The sequence below is a fragment of the Oscillibacter sp. CU971 genome, assembly GCF_905219725.1.
Lineage (GTDB): Bacteria > Bacillota > Clostridia > Oscillospirales > Oscillospiraceae > Oscillibacter.
In genome coordinates this window covers 1-15,100 of sequence record NZ_CAJMXG010000056.1, presented here as the reverse complement: position 1 = coordinate 15,100, position 15,100 = coordinate 1, and the positions used below count along the sequence as shown (strand labels likewise).

General features: G+C 59.2%; 14 protein-coding genes and 2 pseudogenes. 3 read left to right on the top strand and 13 right to left on the bottom strand.

Annotated features, from left to right (window positions below; all coding sequences use genetic code 11):
* The 13 genes and pseudogenes from JX325_RS17980 to JX325_RS05970 all read right to left on the bottom strand — a co-directional run.
* Positions 1-455, bottom strand: a pseudogene (locus JX325_RS17980) (radical SAM protein); the annotation flags it as partial.
* A complete protein-coding gene (locus JX325_RS06030; protein WP_204790254.1) occupies positions 452-1,261 on the bottom strand; it encodes a phosphoadenosine phosphosulfate reductase in 810 nt (269 codons plus the stop codon). The pseudogene JX325_RS17980 and the gene JX325_RS06030, both read right to left, overlap by 4 nt.
* Positions 1,258-1,686, bottom strand: a complete 429-nt coding sequence (locus tag JX325_RS06025; RefSeq protein ID WP_204790255.1) for an XF1762 family protein — start codon at positions 1,684-1,686, stop codon at positions 1,258-1,260. The genes JX325_RS06030 and JX325_RS06025 overlap by 4 nt, the downstream gene beginning before the upstream one ends.
* 351 nt (positions 1,687-2,037) lie before the next feature.
* Positions 2,038-3,273, bottom strand: a pseudogene (locus tag JX325_RS17975) (DNA cytosine methyltransferase); the annotation flags it as partial.
* On the bottom strand, positions 3,231-3,533 hold the full coding sequence (locus tag JX325_RS06010) for a DUF4406 domain-containing protein (protein ID WP_204790253.1): 303 nt from the start codon (positions 3,531-3,533) through the stop codon (positions 3,231-3,233). The pseudogene JX325_RS17975 and the gene JX325_RS06010, both read right to left, overlap by 43 nt.
* 360 nt (positions 3,534-3,893) lie before the next feature.
* Positions 3,894-4,841, bottom strand: a complete 948-nt coding sequence (locus JX325_RS06005; RefSeq protein ID WP_243413950.1) for a site-specific DNA-methyltransferase — start codon at positions 4,839-4,841, stop codon at positions 3,894-3,896.
* Between the two features lie 217 nt (positions 4,842-5,058).
* Positions 5,059-5,637: a hypothetical protein gene (locus JX325_RS06000; RefSeq protein WP_204790251.1), complete on the bottom strand. Its 579-nt coding sequence runs from the start codon at positions 5,635-5,637 to the stop codon at positions 5,059-5,061.
* Between the two features lie 13 nt (positions 5,638-5,650).
* Positions 5,651-5,818: a hypothetical protein gene (locus JX325_RS05995; protein ID WP_204790250.1), complete on the bottom strand. Its 168-nt coding sequence runs from the start codon at positions 5,816-5,818 to the stop codon at positions 5,651-5,653.
* Positions 5,819-5,901: 83 nt separating this feature from the next.
* Positions 5,902-6,894 (bottom strand): lytic transglycosylase domain-containing protein, encoded by a 993-nt coding sequence (locus JX325_RS05990; protein ID WP_204790249.1) that lies wholly within the window; start codon positions 6,892-6,894, stop codon positions 5,902-5,904.
* A 754-nt stretch (positions 6,895-7,648) separates the two neighbouring features.
* Positions 7,649-8,221 carry an MT-A70 family methyltransferase gene (locus JX325_RS05985; RefSeq protein ID WP_204790248.1) on the bottom strand — a complete coding sequence of 191 codons (573 nt, stop codon included), beginning with the start codon at positions 8,219-8,221 and terminating at the stop codon, positions 7,649-7,651.
* Positions 8,222-8,792: 571 nt separating this feature from the next.
* Positions 8,793-9,164, bottom strand: a complete 372-nt coding sequence (locus JX325_RS05980) for a hypothetical protein (RefSeq protein ID WP_204790247.1) — start codon at positions 9,162-9,164, stop codon at positions 8,793-8,795.
* A complete protein-coding gene (locus JX325_RS05975; RefSeq protein ID WP_204790246.1) occupies positions 9,154-9,624 on the bottom strand; it encodes a hypothetical protein in 471 nt (156 codons plus the stop codon). Before JX325_RS05975 ends, JX325_RS05980 begins: the two co-directional genes overlap by 11 nt.
* A gap of 9 nt (positions 9,625-9,633) precedes the next feature.
* Positions 9,634-9,918, bottom strand: coding sequence for a helix-turn-helix domain-containing protein (locus tag JX325_RS05970; protein WP_204790245.1), 285 nt, complete (start codon positions 9,916-9,918; stop codon positions 9,634-9,636).
* 166 nt (positions 9,919-10,084) lie between these two features.
* Here JX325_RS05970 and JX325_RS05965 point away from each other — a divergent pair, with 166 nt between their 5' ends.
* The 3 genes from JX325_RS05965 to JX325_RS05955 all read left to right on the top strand — a co-directional run bounded on the left by JX325_RS05965 (position 10,085) and on the right by JX325_RS05955 (position 14,997).
* The gene (locus JX325_RS05965) at positions 10,085-11,053 is read left to right on the top strand and encodes a glycoside hydrolase family 25 protein (RefSeq protein WP_204790244.1); all 969 of its coding nucleotides are present in this window, start codon (positions 10,085-10,087) and stop codon (positions 11,051-11,053) included.
* 1,690 nt (positions 11,054-12,743) lie between these two features.
* Positions 12,744-13,301 carry an RNA polymerase sigma factor gene (locus JX325_RS05960; protein ID WP_204790243.1) on the top strand — a complete coding sequence of 186 codons (558 nt, stop codon included), beginning with the start codon at positions 12,744-12,746 and terminating at the stop codon, positions 13,299-13,301.
* The gene (locus JX325_RS05955; RefSeq protein WP_204790242.1) at positions 13,288-14,997 is read left to right on the top strand and encodes a DUF4367 domain-containing protein; all 1,710 of its coding nucleotides are present in this window, start codon (positions 13,288-13,290) and stop codon (positions 14,995-14,997) included. The genes JX325_RS05960 and JX325_RS05955 overlap by 14 nt, the downstream gene beginning before the upstream one ends.
* Positions 14,998-15,100: the final 103 nt, after the last annotated feature.

Genomic DNA, 15,100 nt, shown 5'->3' with positions numbered 1-15,100 from the left:
CTCCAGAACTCTGAAAGATCGGCCACTTTTATGGAGGCGCGGCCCTCTTTCCCGCCCACATGACAGAAATGGCACCCACGGGGACAGCCCCGTGTTAAAAAGCCGTAGGCCGTTTTTTCTGTCAATTCCGGGTACAGGGAATAGTCCGGGTATATATGCTCTATTTCCAGTGGCAGGGGCTTGTCCCGCTCCGGGCGGTNAACTTCCCGGTCACCCTCCAGGGTGATGGCGTACCCCGTGCCGCCCTTGATCACCTGGCCAGCGTTCAGCGGTTCCGGGTGGTCCGGCGTGTATGTATCGCTGAANACCTTGGACATATACACCACGTCATTGTGGAATAAATCGGACCACCACCATTCCACCGTGTCACCTCTGGCCTTATGCCATGCGGATATTTTCATAAGCGCCAGGTTTGGGTAGTTGTGGCCGTCCACGTCGATCAGACCAATTTTCACAGCTGCGCCACCCCCAACACAGTGGACAGTTCCCTGAAAAAGTCCTTGTTTCTTATGCTCAATCCCGCCGCCACCCTGGCGTCCTCCAGCTTGAAACGGGTTTCCAGGTCAAAGACGCTTTTCCCGTCCCCCTTCATGGGGCGGCAAGTTTTCCGCTGTAATTCTTTCAGGCGATCCCAGTATTCCGGCAGATAACGGTATATGTTCCGCAATTCTCCCATGTTTTTGTTGGTACAGCACCAGCAGGAAACACGATCCAATATTTCATACAAGCGGACCGTTCCGCTTGGCGTGTTGGCTCCATGCTCCCGCCATTCATGCCCCTGCTGATATGAATAGGCCAGGCAATCCGCCTCTGTCATTTTCCACTCAATCAGCGGAAAACGCTTGTATGGCTTGAACTCCTTTTCCTGCCGTTCTGGTTCGTCTGCGGCGATCCCCACCAACACTATGGCGTCCCGATCCTCCGCATATTTCCCCAAAATTGTCCGCTTGTCAGCCGTACCCCAGCGGCACGTCCCGCCGCACCAGCTATATCCCAGGTGTTCGTTTTCTTTCCCCACGTTCACGGGGCGTTCAAACATTTGCCAGCAGAAACTATATTCCGGGTGCAATACGGTGTGTTTGATCCCGTTTTTGTCCAGTAATTTGACCAATGCCGCCCATTCGTTATATATGGCCTGGAACTCCATGCCGGTGTCATACATGATCACTTCATCCAGCCGCAGGTTTCGCCGTATGCACTCATAGGGGATCACTATGCTGTCCTTCCCGCACGAAACGCTGGCGATTGTATATCTGCTCATACTTTCACCACCTGCTCAAAACGGATCTTCATTTGTGCGGGGTACAGGTCCACCTCCGGGCGGCGCTCTCCAGTCCAGCGCAGGCCGCCAGCTTGTCCCACACATTTCCACCCGGCTGCCCGCAGGCTTGCCCCGTTTACGCTCTCCAGTATGTAGGTTACAAGGCGTTTATATCCCATAGCCCTGGCCGCTCTCCATGCCGCCGCGTAAAGCATGGAACAGGCGTTTTTTGTCCCGTCGGTACAAAGGCGGTTTACCTCCAGCGTCCACCCATCATCTAAATGGCGGGAAACCGGGCGGCCCACGATGGCCACGCCCACGATTTTCTCCCCGTCAGACAGTCCTATGGAATACTTTTGACCCAGCACCGGGCCATGGTGGCGGTGGTGCTGTTCCACATAGGCGTTGGCCTCCCGCAGCGTCATGGGGACGATCTCCAGCGGCGCGGCTTTTCGCTTTTCCGTTTTGTCCGGTTTAGCCTGTTCCGTTTCCTCCACGGCCTCCGCCGCNGGTGTGGCCACTCNTTCCTCCACAGTCAGCCCCGGNAGGCTCCACCCATCATCCCGCACTTGAAAAGCGTCCCCCAGTTGGATGGTGTCCGGGAAATTGTGCTGTGTGGTCTGTACGGCGTACTTGTCGATCTCGGTGGCATAGTAGTGGGCGATATGCACCCCCAGCTTGTCCAGCGCCAGGCGCCCGCAGCTCATACCGTCATACATGGACAGCACTTCCAGCGGCTCGGTTGTGATCCCCGGCGCATAGTGGAGAATGTGGGCGATCACGTCCACCGTCCAGCCGTTGCCCAGCATTTTATAAGCCTGGGTGTCAGACACGGGGAATATGTATTCCTCCGGCACCGTCTGGAGGCGCTTGCACTCGGTCACGGTCAGCTTTCGGATAATATAAAACCCGTCCGCCAGTTTTATGGGGTATTTCTTGCCCTTTATAGTGATCTGCCCGCCCCGGACTTCATAGACCGGATATGTTTTACCGTCTGCCCCTTGGATTAAAAGATTGTTGTGCTGCCAGTCCCCGTTTGCTGTCAATGTTGGCGCTTTTTCATACTTTACGCCGCCCCTGTTAAAACCGTGTGGGTGCTGAAATATTGCGGCGTCCTCCACCACAAGGCGGCTCTGGTNCCCTGCGGCGGTCACAGAATTGGCTTTCTGGTCGTCCCGCACTTCATAGGCGGAACTATCACCCTTGCCTCTCCAGGCCATTCCTGCCGGGACGGCATACAGTCCGGTGGCCGCCCCGTCCGCTCCGCCGCCGTTTGGCCTGGCCTGGAGCGGGACGCCCTTGCCGTCCACGCTGTAAATGCGCCCGCTTTGTCTGCCGCTGACCTCTCCGCTGGCGTTTGGCATANCACCCACCCGCACCTGCGTGGCATAAAGTCCGGTCTTTGCTCCCACTCCACCGCCCTGGCCGCACAGTGTCACGCTTTTGCCGTCCGGCGAATATACCCGGTATTGCTGACTGTCAAAATCGGCGTTTTTGGCGTCGCTCTCTATGGTTCCGATCCTCACCGGCTCCGCCGCCATAGGTGCCGGGAAATGCTTTCCACGCACCCCATTTACCGCTCCAGCGTTGGCATAGTTGGCCTTTAGTGTGTACCCCTTTTCTTTCAGCGGCAGGCCGCTTTCCAAAATGTCCCGCAGTAGGATCCCCAGGTCCTCCGGCTGTTCCACGCCTGGAATGTTGGTCCAATAGAGGCGCTGGCGGTTCTGTGCGCTCACCAGGCCGGAATTGATCAGGATAGGCTCCACGCCTAACTCCCGCGTGATCTGTGCCCGAATGGCTGGGGCCATGCTTTTGTTATTCTCATACAGAAAAAAATCCGGTTTGAATTTCTCCAAGGCGATCAGATAGTTTTCAAACAGTTCCCAGCCTATACCCTCCGGCTCGGTTTCCCGGTTCTTGGTCTGCGCTATGCTCCACTTGGTACATGGGGACCCACCGATCTGCAATTTCACCCTTGGCCGCCCCCTTTTATGTCCAGGTATAGGGCACATTCTTTCTTGGTCCGCTTACACCACGCCCATTCAATCATGGCGCCCGCACTTTCCTGGTAGTCAGGCAGGAACACGGCCAGGTCCGCCGCGTTCAGCATGGCAAGCGTGATCTGCATATAGTCCCATTCCTCCAGGCCCGCCGGTAAAATAGCCGGGTTCAGGACCACATGGCCCAGCGCCTCCATGGTACTGGTGGNCTCCTGGAATTTTGCTCTATATTCGTTGTCGCCGGTGATCTTCCCGGCTATGTAAATTTTCACAGGCTGCTCTCCTTTTTCCGGCTTGCAAACCGCCCGGCGTGTTGCTATAATATAGGCGTCGGACGGTTTCCGCCGTTCACTTCACCACCTGCGCCGTGTTGTCAGCACCGGGCGNGGGTGGTTTCTCTTTTGCNTCATAGCTGATATGGGCCGCCGCCACCAGTTTGGCAATCTCCGCGCCGATCAGCCCGTCCGGGTCCTCCGCCGCGTTCACNGCCTCCGCCGAAACGGTGGCCNGCTCTATGCTGGTCAGTCTAGCCCAGTCCTCGGTAACGCACAGGTGAAAGTCACCGTTTGCCCACCTGTCAACCGAAATAAGGATCCGCCCGCCGCCCTTTAGGGCGGTTCTCAATTTATCGCTCATTCCCTTGCCCTTTCTGTGATCTCCAGCTGTTGAAATTCTGCCGCCGTGGCGGCGATCCGGTCCGTGGACATTTGCCAATAGTCCGGGTTGATCTCCACACCCACGAAATTNCGCCGCAGACGCTTGGCCACCACCCCGGTGGTCCCGCTCCCGGCAAACGGGTCCAGGACCACGCCGCCCTCCAGGCAACCGGCCAATATGCACGGTTCCACCAAACGCTCCGGGAATGTGGCGTAATGGGCCGCCTTAAACTGGCCCGTTGCTATGCTCCAGACGCTCCGCCTGTTCCGGCTCCCGGTGCCGTTTGCGTTGTTCCCGTGGCTCTCCCGCTCCACGCGGGCGCTGTTCTGGAATGACCTCCCGCCGGTATAAGCGCCGCCGCCCCGGAATGTCCTGGCGTTCCCCTTTTTCCCGCACGGCTCCCGTATGGCCGCCGCGTCAAAATAGTAATGGGCCGATTTTGACAGCAGGAAAATATATTCATGGGCTTTTGTGCAACGGTCCCGGACACTCTCCGGCATGGCGTTGGTCTTATGCCATATAATATCCTGCCGCAAATACCACCCATCAGCCCGCAGNNCAAAGGCCAAAAGCCACGGGATCCCCATCAGATCCTTGCACTTGTAGCCGTCCGGCGGCTCTTTTCTGGTGTGGCCGTGGGCGTTCCTGGTGTTTGCCGGGGGCTGCGGCCCGGACCTGGTGGCGTAGCTGTCCCCGATGTTCACCCACAGCGTCCCGTCTTGGCGCAAAACCCGCCGGACCTCCCGGAACACGTCCACCAGCTTGGCTATGTACTCCTCCGGCGTTTCCTCCATGCCGATCTGCCCGGCGGCCCCATAGTCCCGCAGGTTGTAATAGGGCGGGGAGGTCACGCAGGTGTGGACGCTCTCCGGCTCCAGGGTNCGCAGCTGTTCCAGCGCGTCACCACAAAGGATCTTTTCCATTATCCTCCACCTCCTGGGCCAGAAACCNTGCGGGGCTGTTCCGCTCCGCCTGGTGGGGGCAGTTTTCCGCATCGCAGTTCTCCGCCGAACAGGCGGCGCAATAGGTCCGCTGGAAAGCTTCATCCCACGGGGTTTCTAATGCGGGAATGGAGGCCNGGAACTCCGCCAGAACGGCAGGGGAGGCGGTGATCTGGTCAAAATACGTCTTTGCCATGGTTTACTCCTCCTCTTTGTGGAGGTCCACGCCCTCCAGGGCCTCCCACACGGCCCGCTCCCAGGCTTTGGCCCACCCGGATTTGGCTTTCCGCACGGCCTCCACCGCTATGGCCTCGGTGCCGTCGTCCCACAGCAGGCGGCAGTTGTCCACTACTATGGCGCTGTCATGCTCCGCCGCGTCCCGCTCCACCATGCCCAGGTAGGACAGCGGGATCCCCCAGCAGGCCAAACTCTCCGCCTGGAAAATCTGAAACCCCTGCATGATCACCGGCACCAGGTCCACGTCGTCGCCGCGCTCACCGATCCGCCAGGCGTTCATTTCTTCGGCGGCGGTTTCCGGTATGACCAGCTGCGGGTTCAGGTCTTTCATAATGTTGGTGGGTTCCTTGTCCCCCGGTATCATTCCGGCGTGTTCCACGATGGTGGCCAGTACCTTGCGCGGCATGACCTCCCGGCGGGCCTGAATATACCAGGACTGCGTATAGATGGACATGACCCCGCCCTGGCTGTTGACGGTGTACCCGCCGCCCTTATAGGCCCGCTTGATGGCCCGGACCACCCCGGCCTCATTGATCAACATTTTTTCATCCCCTTTATATGATGTATGGCATTTTCACCGGCACGTCCCCCGGCTCCGCCGCCCACACCTGGGCGTCCGTGATCTCCGTCCAGTCACACCGCCACACCTCCGCCGCGTTCATTATGGCGGCCAGGTTGGAGGAATGGGGGACCACCACAGTGCCGTGGGCGGGGTGGATCACCCTGGCCCTCCCTGGGGCGCTCCAGCGGCTTTCCCGTGACCGCTTTCCTGCGGCTGTCAGTATGCGGGCGCGTTCCGCCGGGTCTATTCCCCGGCCCATGCGTTCACCGTACACTCCCACCGTTCCAGGGCCTCCAGAACGGCGTCCGTGTAGTCGTTGGAGGTGATCCCGGCCTCCCAGGCTGCCCGCGCTCCAGCTTGCCCTCTGTTGTAGGCCATGGCCACCATGGCCGCGTCCCCATATTCCACCAGGTATTTCCCCAGCTTGTAGCACCCTCCGGCTATGTTGCCCTCCGGGGTGGTGGGGTCCAGGCCGGTGGCGGCCTCCAGTTCCGCGTGATATGTCCCATTGGGTCCGGGGTTCAGTTGGAAGATCCCCACCTCTCCAGCCGGTCCTATGGCGTCCATGTTGAACTGTCCACGGGTTTCCCAGTCTGCCACGGCCAGGGCCAGGGGATAGGGGCACCCATACAGGTGGCAATNGGTCCGCATATAGTCTTGGTATTCCCAGGACAGGGGCACCGCCGCCGAAAAATAGCCCTGGGCCTCCAGCGCCTCCCCGATCCGCTGTTTCTCCGCCAGGTCCTCCGTTGCCCGGTACAGGGCCGCGAACTCCCACGGGCCGATCACCTCCACCGGCTCGGTGGTCAGCAGGTCCGCCCCCACGCTGGCGGTCACTGTCGCGGCAGGTCTGGCTGTTTCCTCCGCCCGCTCGGTGCCTGTTGCCTTTACGGCCACGATCAGGGCCACAATGGCCAGCAGCAGTGCCAGCACCATGCCGCGCCGCTGGCGCTCCAGGTCCCGCTCGATCTCCCTGCGGTTCCGCCGGATCTCCCTGCCGGTGTTGACCTCCTCCTGGCGTCTCACTTCCACCTCACAGTCGTGTTTCGCCCGCTGGATTTTCACGGTGTCCTCAATGTCCCACAGTTTTTCCGTGTGACCCTCCACCACGCTTTCCACGTTATTCAGCCTTGGCGCATGGTTCATCAGCGATTTTTTTACTTTTTCAACCGTTTCCTCTAATTCCCCCACCCGCCGCTCCATGTTGCGGGCGTACTTTTCAGCCCTCTGGCTCATTTGTCCGTCCCCTCCTTTTTCCTGCGGGTTGGCCACCCGGTCACGTCATACGGGATCCCAAACCGGCGGCGGCCACACTCCGCACAGGTGATTTTCTCGCACCGCATGGCGGCGGGTTTNACGGTCTTGCCCCTGGCCTCCAGGNCCACGGTGCAGGGCTTACACAGCAGTTTTTTCACTCCGCCGCGCTCCTTTCGTCGATCCAGGCGGCGCACATATCCGCCTCCTGCAGACGCCACACCCACGGGGTCAGGTTCATGGCCTCCGTCATGGAGCGGGATCCGCCTTNCNCCGNGTCGTCNTAGGCCCCCATCNGCCACCGGATGGCCAGGGCCTCCTCCTCGGTCAGTGCCAGGTGGCGGGTGATCAGAAACAGGCTTTTCTCCCCATGGCCCAGCGGGAACGGGTCCCGGAATGTATAACCCAGATAGTCCTCCCATTTTCCCGTTTCCTGGTTCTTGCGTCGTTTTGTTTCCTGGTGATACACCCCCGCCTTGCACACGTCATGCAGCAGGCCCAGGATCGCCACGGTTTCCTCCTCCGCCTCCGAAAGCTGGCGCACACCTGGCGCGTTCCGGTCCGTCATGTCCCGGACGGTGATTTCCCGCAGGCTGGAGGCAGGTGCCGTGAAAAAGTCCGTTTCATTCTCCAGCCAATACAGCAGGGCCGTCCTGCCGTTTCGCCCGATACTGCGGTTATACACCGCCAGAAAATCCGCCCTCGGATCTCTTGCTATCTGTTCCACGTTTACCTCCTATTCCTCCGGGGCCTCGTTGCCCCAGGCGTCCCAGCCGTCCGCCCTCTGNCGGGCGAATAACTCAATACGGGGCACGTCGCCCAGCAGTTCCACGATCCGCCGCCTGGTTTCGTCCGGTTTTTTGCTGTGCCCCTCAAAAGGGGCCTCTNTGACCTGGTGGACCTTGTGACTGCGGATCCGCTCCCCGGCCTTAAATCCGGGGGACACACCCAGCAGGCACACCTCCGCGTTTGCGCGGGTGTAGGCTCCCATGCCCCAAAAATTCCCGCCGTTTTTCCGGTTTTTCTTGACCCAGACAAATGCGGCGGTGACATACCGAAACCCCCACGCCTCCATGACCTTGATGGCCTCCGCAATATTGGGGAACGTGGCCCACATGAAACAGGCCGCGCCCTCCGCGCAGATGGAGGGAACCGGCANGGCACNGATCGCGGCGGTGTCCATTGTCTGATAGTGTTTCGCCGCGTTGCCCCGGCTCTTTTCCGTGGCTCCACACTGGCGATATGCCCACGGCGGAACCGCATAGATCACGCTGTACNGCCGATCAGGTAGCTGGAGAAAGTCCGCCATAGCTGCCACCCCTTTCCACCCGCCGCTGTGTGGGCTTGTCCGCCCACGGACAGGNCCGCCGGTGGAGTACAAAGGCCAGGGGGAGGTCCCGGCTCTCCTCCTCCGGCTTGGCCTGCCGCCCGGTGATGGTTGCGCCCATATCGTCCAGGAACGCCTCCGGGCCGCCGTCCTCGATCACGAAAACGGGATCCGGGTCCACGGGGACCTGCTTGCCCTCCATGCTGGTGANCCAGTCGATTTCCTGGCCGCAAAATTTCCACCGCGCCACAGGCCGCCCTCCTCTCCGCCTCCGTGGTGAACTTCTCCACCATGCCCCGCTCCAGCAGGTCCTTGGCGTCCAGGTCATGGACCACGCGGGAAACCTGCGGCCCGCAAAACTCCTTTTTGTCGATGGACAGCAGGGCCTTTCCCATACAGGTGGAGAAAAACGCCACGCACAGCAGGCCGTCCGCGTCTGTCCATTTCAGCCACCAGTCCGGCGCCCGGTATGCCTTGGTGATTGTCACCCGGCGCATGGGCGGCAGGTCCTCAAATTCGCCCACCAGCTTGTAAAGGCTGGTTTTGTTGGCTTTCAGTCTGAACATTTACCCCACACCTCCCCAAACCAGGCCATGATCCGCTTTTCGTATTTCTTGCGGATCCGCTTTTTCTTTGTGCGGCGGTAGCGGTTGGCCAGTTCCGGCTTGAATATCCGCGCCAGGTGTACGGCCATGGCTAACTCCAGGGAGTAGAAGAACGCCCGCAGGCCCTCCGCCGCCACTTCCACGGTCACGGACATATCGCCCCATATCTCCGCCAGCCTCTCCGCCGCCGCTGCCGCCTCCTCCGCAGTCACGCCGCCCGCCGAATAGTCCGGCGTGATTTCCGGCATGGGGTGGCCGATTTCCACGGGTTTGCCGTCAATGTAGGCCACCACGGTGCCGCTGTTGCTGTCAGGTCCCACTTGGCCACCCCTCCCCGCGCTCATACCCCAGCAGGATATTGTGGGCGATACCGGGCAGGCTTTCCCGCTCGGCCTCCAGTTCCAGCAGCTTGTTGTATGAAATTCCCGCGCTTTCCAGCTTTGTGCGAAACTCTTTTGCCGCCGCCGTTGCCGCCCGTATGGCTACCTGCTCTTTTGCGGCGTCCTCTGCCTCAAACCTCTGGCGCAATTCTTCCAGGCTGATTTCACCGTTTGCGATTTTCTGGCAAAACTCTTTTGCGTCGTCCAGGTGCAAACGGAAATGTCCAGATGTGTTAATACCTCTGCCCTTTCCCTTGGTGTCGTAGGTGCTGACGGCATAGGCTGGGGCGCACGTCCCCAGGAGTGTGCGATCCGCGTGGATTCGATAGATCACCCCGTCCTGGCGGCCCTCATAACTGCCCCGATTATTCTTGAACTTAATTTCCTTTCTTTTTGCCATGGTGTCCTCCTATCTGCCGGCGGCCTCCGCCGCCTGGCCGCTGTCGGTGGGCTGTCCGGCCCGCTTGCCCCGCCGCTCCAGCGACGCCTGCACCCGGCGCTGGGCCACGTCCGCGCTGTACCGCAGGCGCCGATCCGGCAGGCGGGTCCCGTCCTGTCCCCTGGTCAGTTCCTTGTAGACCACATGAACAGACACGCCCGTGGTTTCGGAAATTTCTTTCGGCGTCCGCCCGTCCTCCCACAGTTTTTCGATTTTCTGGCGGTCCTCCAGGGTCCTAAAAGCATAATCGGCCACGTCCTCACCCCCAAACGATAAAAAAATTAGGCCACACATGGCCGTGTGGCCTTGTGTAACCTAATAATAATGGCTGCCACGGATTGCAAAAATCGGAATTCCGCTGTGTACAACGGGCCGATTTGTGATACAATAGGGAAAACTGTCGAATCATGGAGGAGCCGCTATGAACGAGGAGCTGTCCGGAGTGAATTTGAGGGAACGGGAAACGTCCGCCCGTCCGCTGGGAGAGGCGGCCGGAAACAAGCGGAAGACGCCGACCTCCCGTGCCGGGAGGAGGCCTGGCCGGGCGGGATTGGCGGTCCTGCCCCTGGCGATCTCCATTCTTGCGCTGATTGTCGCCGGGACGGCGCTGCTTCTGGTTCTGCGCGGAGTCGGGGAGCCGGAGATCCCGCCCGAGGCGGAGGAGGAGCCCGTTACCTTCCGGTTTGGCGACATGGTGCTGACGCCCCTGGAGGGAATGCCCCTGAATCCCTATTCTAAGGAGGGCTTTTCCGTGGATGAAAAGGGCCGGGTTGCCTATGCCTTCGGCGGGCGGCGGGCCAAGGCGGGCGTCGACGTGTCCACGCACCAGAAGGACGTGGACTGGCGGGCGGTGGCGGCGGACGGCGTCGACTTCGCCATCCTCCGGCTGGGCCACAGGGGCTATAGCGAAGGCGGCCTGTTCCTGGATCAGACGTTTGAGAAAAACCTCCAGGGGGCGCTGGACGCCGGTCTGGAGGTAGGCGTTTACTTCTTCTCGCAGGCAATCACACCGGAGGAGGCGGAGGAAGAGGCGGATTATATCCTGGAGGTTCTGGACGGACAGGCGCTTACCTTCCCCGTGGCCTTCGATTGGGAGCCCATCACCGGGGACGAGGCCCGGACCGACGGCCTGGACGGAGAGACGATGACCCGCTGCGCCGCCGCCTTCTGCAAGCGGATTGAAAACGCGGGCTACCGTCCGGCGGTCTATTTTAACCAGACCCAGGGCTATCTGCACTACGATCTGCGGGAGCTGACGGACTATGAGCTCTGGCTGGCGGAGTACGGCACCGTGCCGGATTTCTATTACCATTTTGACCTGTGGCAGTACTCCCACACCGGCCGGGTGGACGGCATTCAGGGAGACGTGGATATGGATTTGGCCTTTTGACGGGGTTTGGACTGAAGAGAGTCTTGCGGAACCGATGAAAACGCGCACCTCCCCTGGGGCGGCATGATTGACCCTGGGGGAGACGCGCGTTTTACCGTCAGCGGGTTTTGGCAGGAGGCGCTAGTTCTTCCGGGGTTCTCCGCGGCCCCCAGGCGAAAGCCCGGCGTTCCGTCTTGGAGAAGCGGACGCCGTCAATTTACTCAAATGGACCGCCCCGTTCCCTGACGCCGATGTGCCCACGCAGGCAAAACAGCGTATAGAGGAGCCCCTTTCAAGCAGTGCTGCTATTTCGGGACAGCTCCAGCAGGAACGCCCCCAGTTCCCGGCCCTTCTCCTGCCCATGAACGAGGTAGAGAGGCAGTTCTCGCTGAAGGCCCCGGTGCCAGTCGTTAATGATAAAGTTCAAATATAGAACCGGGTTTTCCCTCTGGTCATAAGCGAAAAGGGGAATTTGATAGTCCTTTTCTACCTCGACCTTTCTGCTCCGGGCGCCTTGGGGAAGAAAGCGGAGGATGACCTCCAGGGGATTGCGGTGGAAACGGAGTTCCGCAAAGCGCTCCAGGACGATATCCATTTCGGGTTCCCCGGCGGTGAGATCCAGATTGCCCGGATGGTTAAGGTCAGCCTGCCGCCAGACGGTAACGGACAGATACACTGGTTCTTCACAGCCCATCAAGTCGTAAATATCCACTGGCCTTGCGTACCAGAGGCACCAGACTGCCGCCAGGATCAGGATGCCCCGTCGGATGACCATCCGGTGCTGCTGGAGGTATGCCTTCATCGCTTCTCCCCTCGGCTGGTGCTGTCTGCGAGGCATCCGGCGGTCCGCCGCGAAGGACAATGCCGCGCCGCAGCTCCGGCAGTAGCGGACAGCGNCTGGCTTCAGCCATGGTGGGACGCTGCCTTTGCGGCACGCAGGGCAGCGGAGCTTTAGACTGCACAGCCGCCACGCCGCCAGCAGAAGCCCGGCTCCCGCCAGGGTCAGGAGGAGCTTAGCATATCGAAGCTCCTCGTCCGGCCTCCAGATTCGCGGGTGCGGAAATCCTGTGGGAATCATCGCTGCGACCGCCAGGCAGAGCAGTCCCGCCGCCAGCAGAAACATGGCCCGCCGGGCTGGTTCCCCGCCCAGCAACAAAGGTGTCTTGGCCTCCGGGATTTCTTTTGGCAGACCGCCTGGGCGGTCGTCATAGGGATATACCTTCCCGCAATGAGAGCAGTATTCATCGTCCCAATAGGACCACCTGGGCCGGGGGCCAAGCCCGCCGCAGTGGGGGCAGTTCGAGGTGAACAGGTGGCAGAACCCGCCGAGAAGCATCAGCGTGGCGCCGCAGGCGGCCATCCAGCCGATGGAGGTTTCCGACACGAGAAGCACAATTTCCCCCAAAAGCAAAGCGATCAACAGCATTGCCAGGCCCGAGCCCATCAGAACGATGGACGCGCGGGCCCATTTTCTTTTCAACATATCCGAAGCCTCCAAAATTTTTCCCCTGCGTGTGAAACGTTTGACCGGCCTGAGACAATTATACTATAAATAAGCCTTTTTGTCACATTGAGGCGAATCCGCTTCCCAGGCGGACTGCCTCTATAGGGTTATAGTTGTTTGGGGAAGGGAAAATATTACAGGCTTCAACAATATCTTTACATTTTTTTCTATTTAAGCTATGATCAACACGGAGAGGAGGCGCTGCGCGTGGAATCTGTAAAAGACTGGGTTGACAGCTTATATCTGCAATATTCGCCGAAAATGGTGGCGATAGCCATGCGTGCGGGCTTTTCTATAGAGGAAGCGGAGGACCTCACCCAAGAGGCGTTTCTGCTCTTTTTGACCAAGGCCCCGACGCTACAGGAAGACCACCGCTCTCCCGGCGGTTATCTGTTCGTCACGCTGCGGAACCTGATCGGGGACGCCCTGCGGCGGCGCCGGAGAAGGAAGACCCTGTCTTATGGGGAAGTGCCGGACGAGGGAAAGGAAGACGCGTATTTTACCTCCCTGCGGGACGCGCTTCCGCCGGAGCTGGAGGAAAGGGACCGGGAAATCCTGATTGCCTATTACGAGGAGCAAGTGGGCTATGAGGAATTGTCCAAACGGCTGGGCATTCCCGTGGAACGGTGCAGGGTTTGGGTCTTCCGGGCGAAGAATCGGTGCNGCAAGCTCCTGGAGGATAAAAATTTTCCCCCGGCAGAGGAAATAAAAGCCCCCGCTGAGACAATTAAAGAGATAGGAGGTGATCCGGATGCTTCACGATGATCGAAACCGTGAGGAGGTCCGCCAATTGGAGGACGACTTTTTCGACTGGCTTGAAACGGCGGACGCCGAAGAGCTGGAAAGCGGGACCCTGGATGGATTCCTGGAAGAGCTGGAGCGGGTGGACCCTCTGCCCGGCGGCTTCGACCCGGAAAGGTCCCTGGCGGGCTTTCACGAAAAATACGCGGCGTTCCTGGAGCCTCAGAGCCGGGGAAGGCGTCAAAACCGTATGTCCCGCCGGGCTTTTTGGGCCGTAGCGGCGGTGATTGCGGTGCTGGCCTCCATGGTGACGGTTCAGGCTTTTGGCATGGACATCTTCGGCTTTTTTGGCCGATGGACGGATGAGCGGTTTACTTTCACCGGCTCGGCGGACAAGGCGGGCTATCAGGAGAAGGACCGGAACTACCCCTTTGCGGAAGGAGAGACTGCGGAGTTTTCGACTCTCGACGAGGCGCTGGAAGCGTTTCGGATAAACCTTCCCTTGGTCCCCCATTGGTTTCCGGAGCGGTTTGGGGAGCTTGAGGTTACAGGCTCTGTGATGCCTTCTGGGATGCTGATTTTTGCCAGTTCTGGGGAAGGGGAACAATTTCTGACAGTCGAATACTCCGAATTTGGGGAAGACGGCCCCGCTGTTGTCGTTGAAAAGGATAAAAATGAGACTATTGTCTATGAAACCAACGGTATGCGGCACTATATTGTAACTGATCATGGCGACTGCAGGGCGGCATGGACTGTAGACAATATACTGTGTATTATTTGCGCTCCAATCACAGTGGAGGAAATGGAACGAATCATTGGCTCCATCTATTCCGATATAGACAGGAAACGGATGATCGAGTTGATCTACACCGGAAACGGAGGGGACCCTGCATTGGCTTCAGGGGAAGAGAAGCTGCACTACCGCTCTATTGAGGAGGCGCTGGAGGAATTTCAGCTGGATATTGCCGCCCCAAAATGGTTCCCGGAGCAGTTCGGGGAGCTGGAAGTGACCGGCACCGTCATGCCGGGTCAGAAGTCTGTTTATGCCTGGGTGGAGACGGACCAAAAGGATTTTTTAGGCATCAGCTATGCAAAATACGGAGAGGGTATTCCTGGGACAGTCATTGAAAAGGACGGCAATTCCCCCGTTCTCTATGAGAGCGGAGGTGTCCGGCACTATCTCCTGACCGATCATAACTGGCGTAAGGCGGCTTGGATACAGGACGGGATTGAGTGCATCATCGGAGGAACCGTCACGGAAGAGGAGATGAAAAGAATCATTGATTCCATTTATCTCGACGGGGAAAAGGAGGCTCCCAGTGACGAGTACGCCGGCTTGTTACAGGCCGCTCTTGATGAGTGCGGAATTTCAGGGGAGTTTGTTCCAACCTGGTACCCGGAGGGGTTTGAGGCGTCTGAGCCGGAGATTATCCGCACGAGTCGGAGCGACATTGTGAACACGATGTTTCAAGATGCCGGAGAACGTTTTTTCAGCATAAGGATACATCGCTATCATTCGTCAGAAGATGTGGAATCATTTATATTTGAAAAGGATAAAACCCCTGTCGAACAGTATACTAGCGGCACGAAAACGGTTTACATACTGTCCAACAATGACACCATTACCACAACCTGGTCCGACGGATTGAGCTTTGAAACGATATCTGGCAATCTCACGGTGGAAGAATTTAAAAAGATCATTGATTCCATTGATTCGTAGGCCCGGCCCGCCGGGGGAAGGGAGAATCCGCCATGACTGAGAAGCTGTACCAATAGGCTAAAACCGCTTGAGTAAAGTGCTGAAAGCAGCAATGGTGCAAACA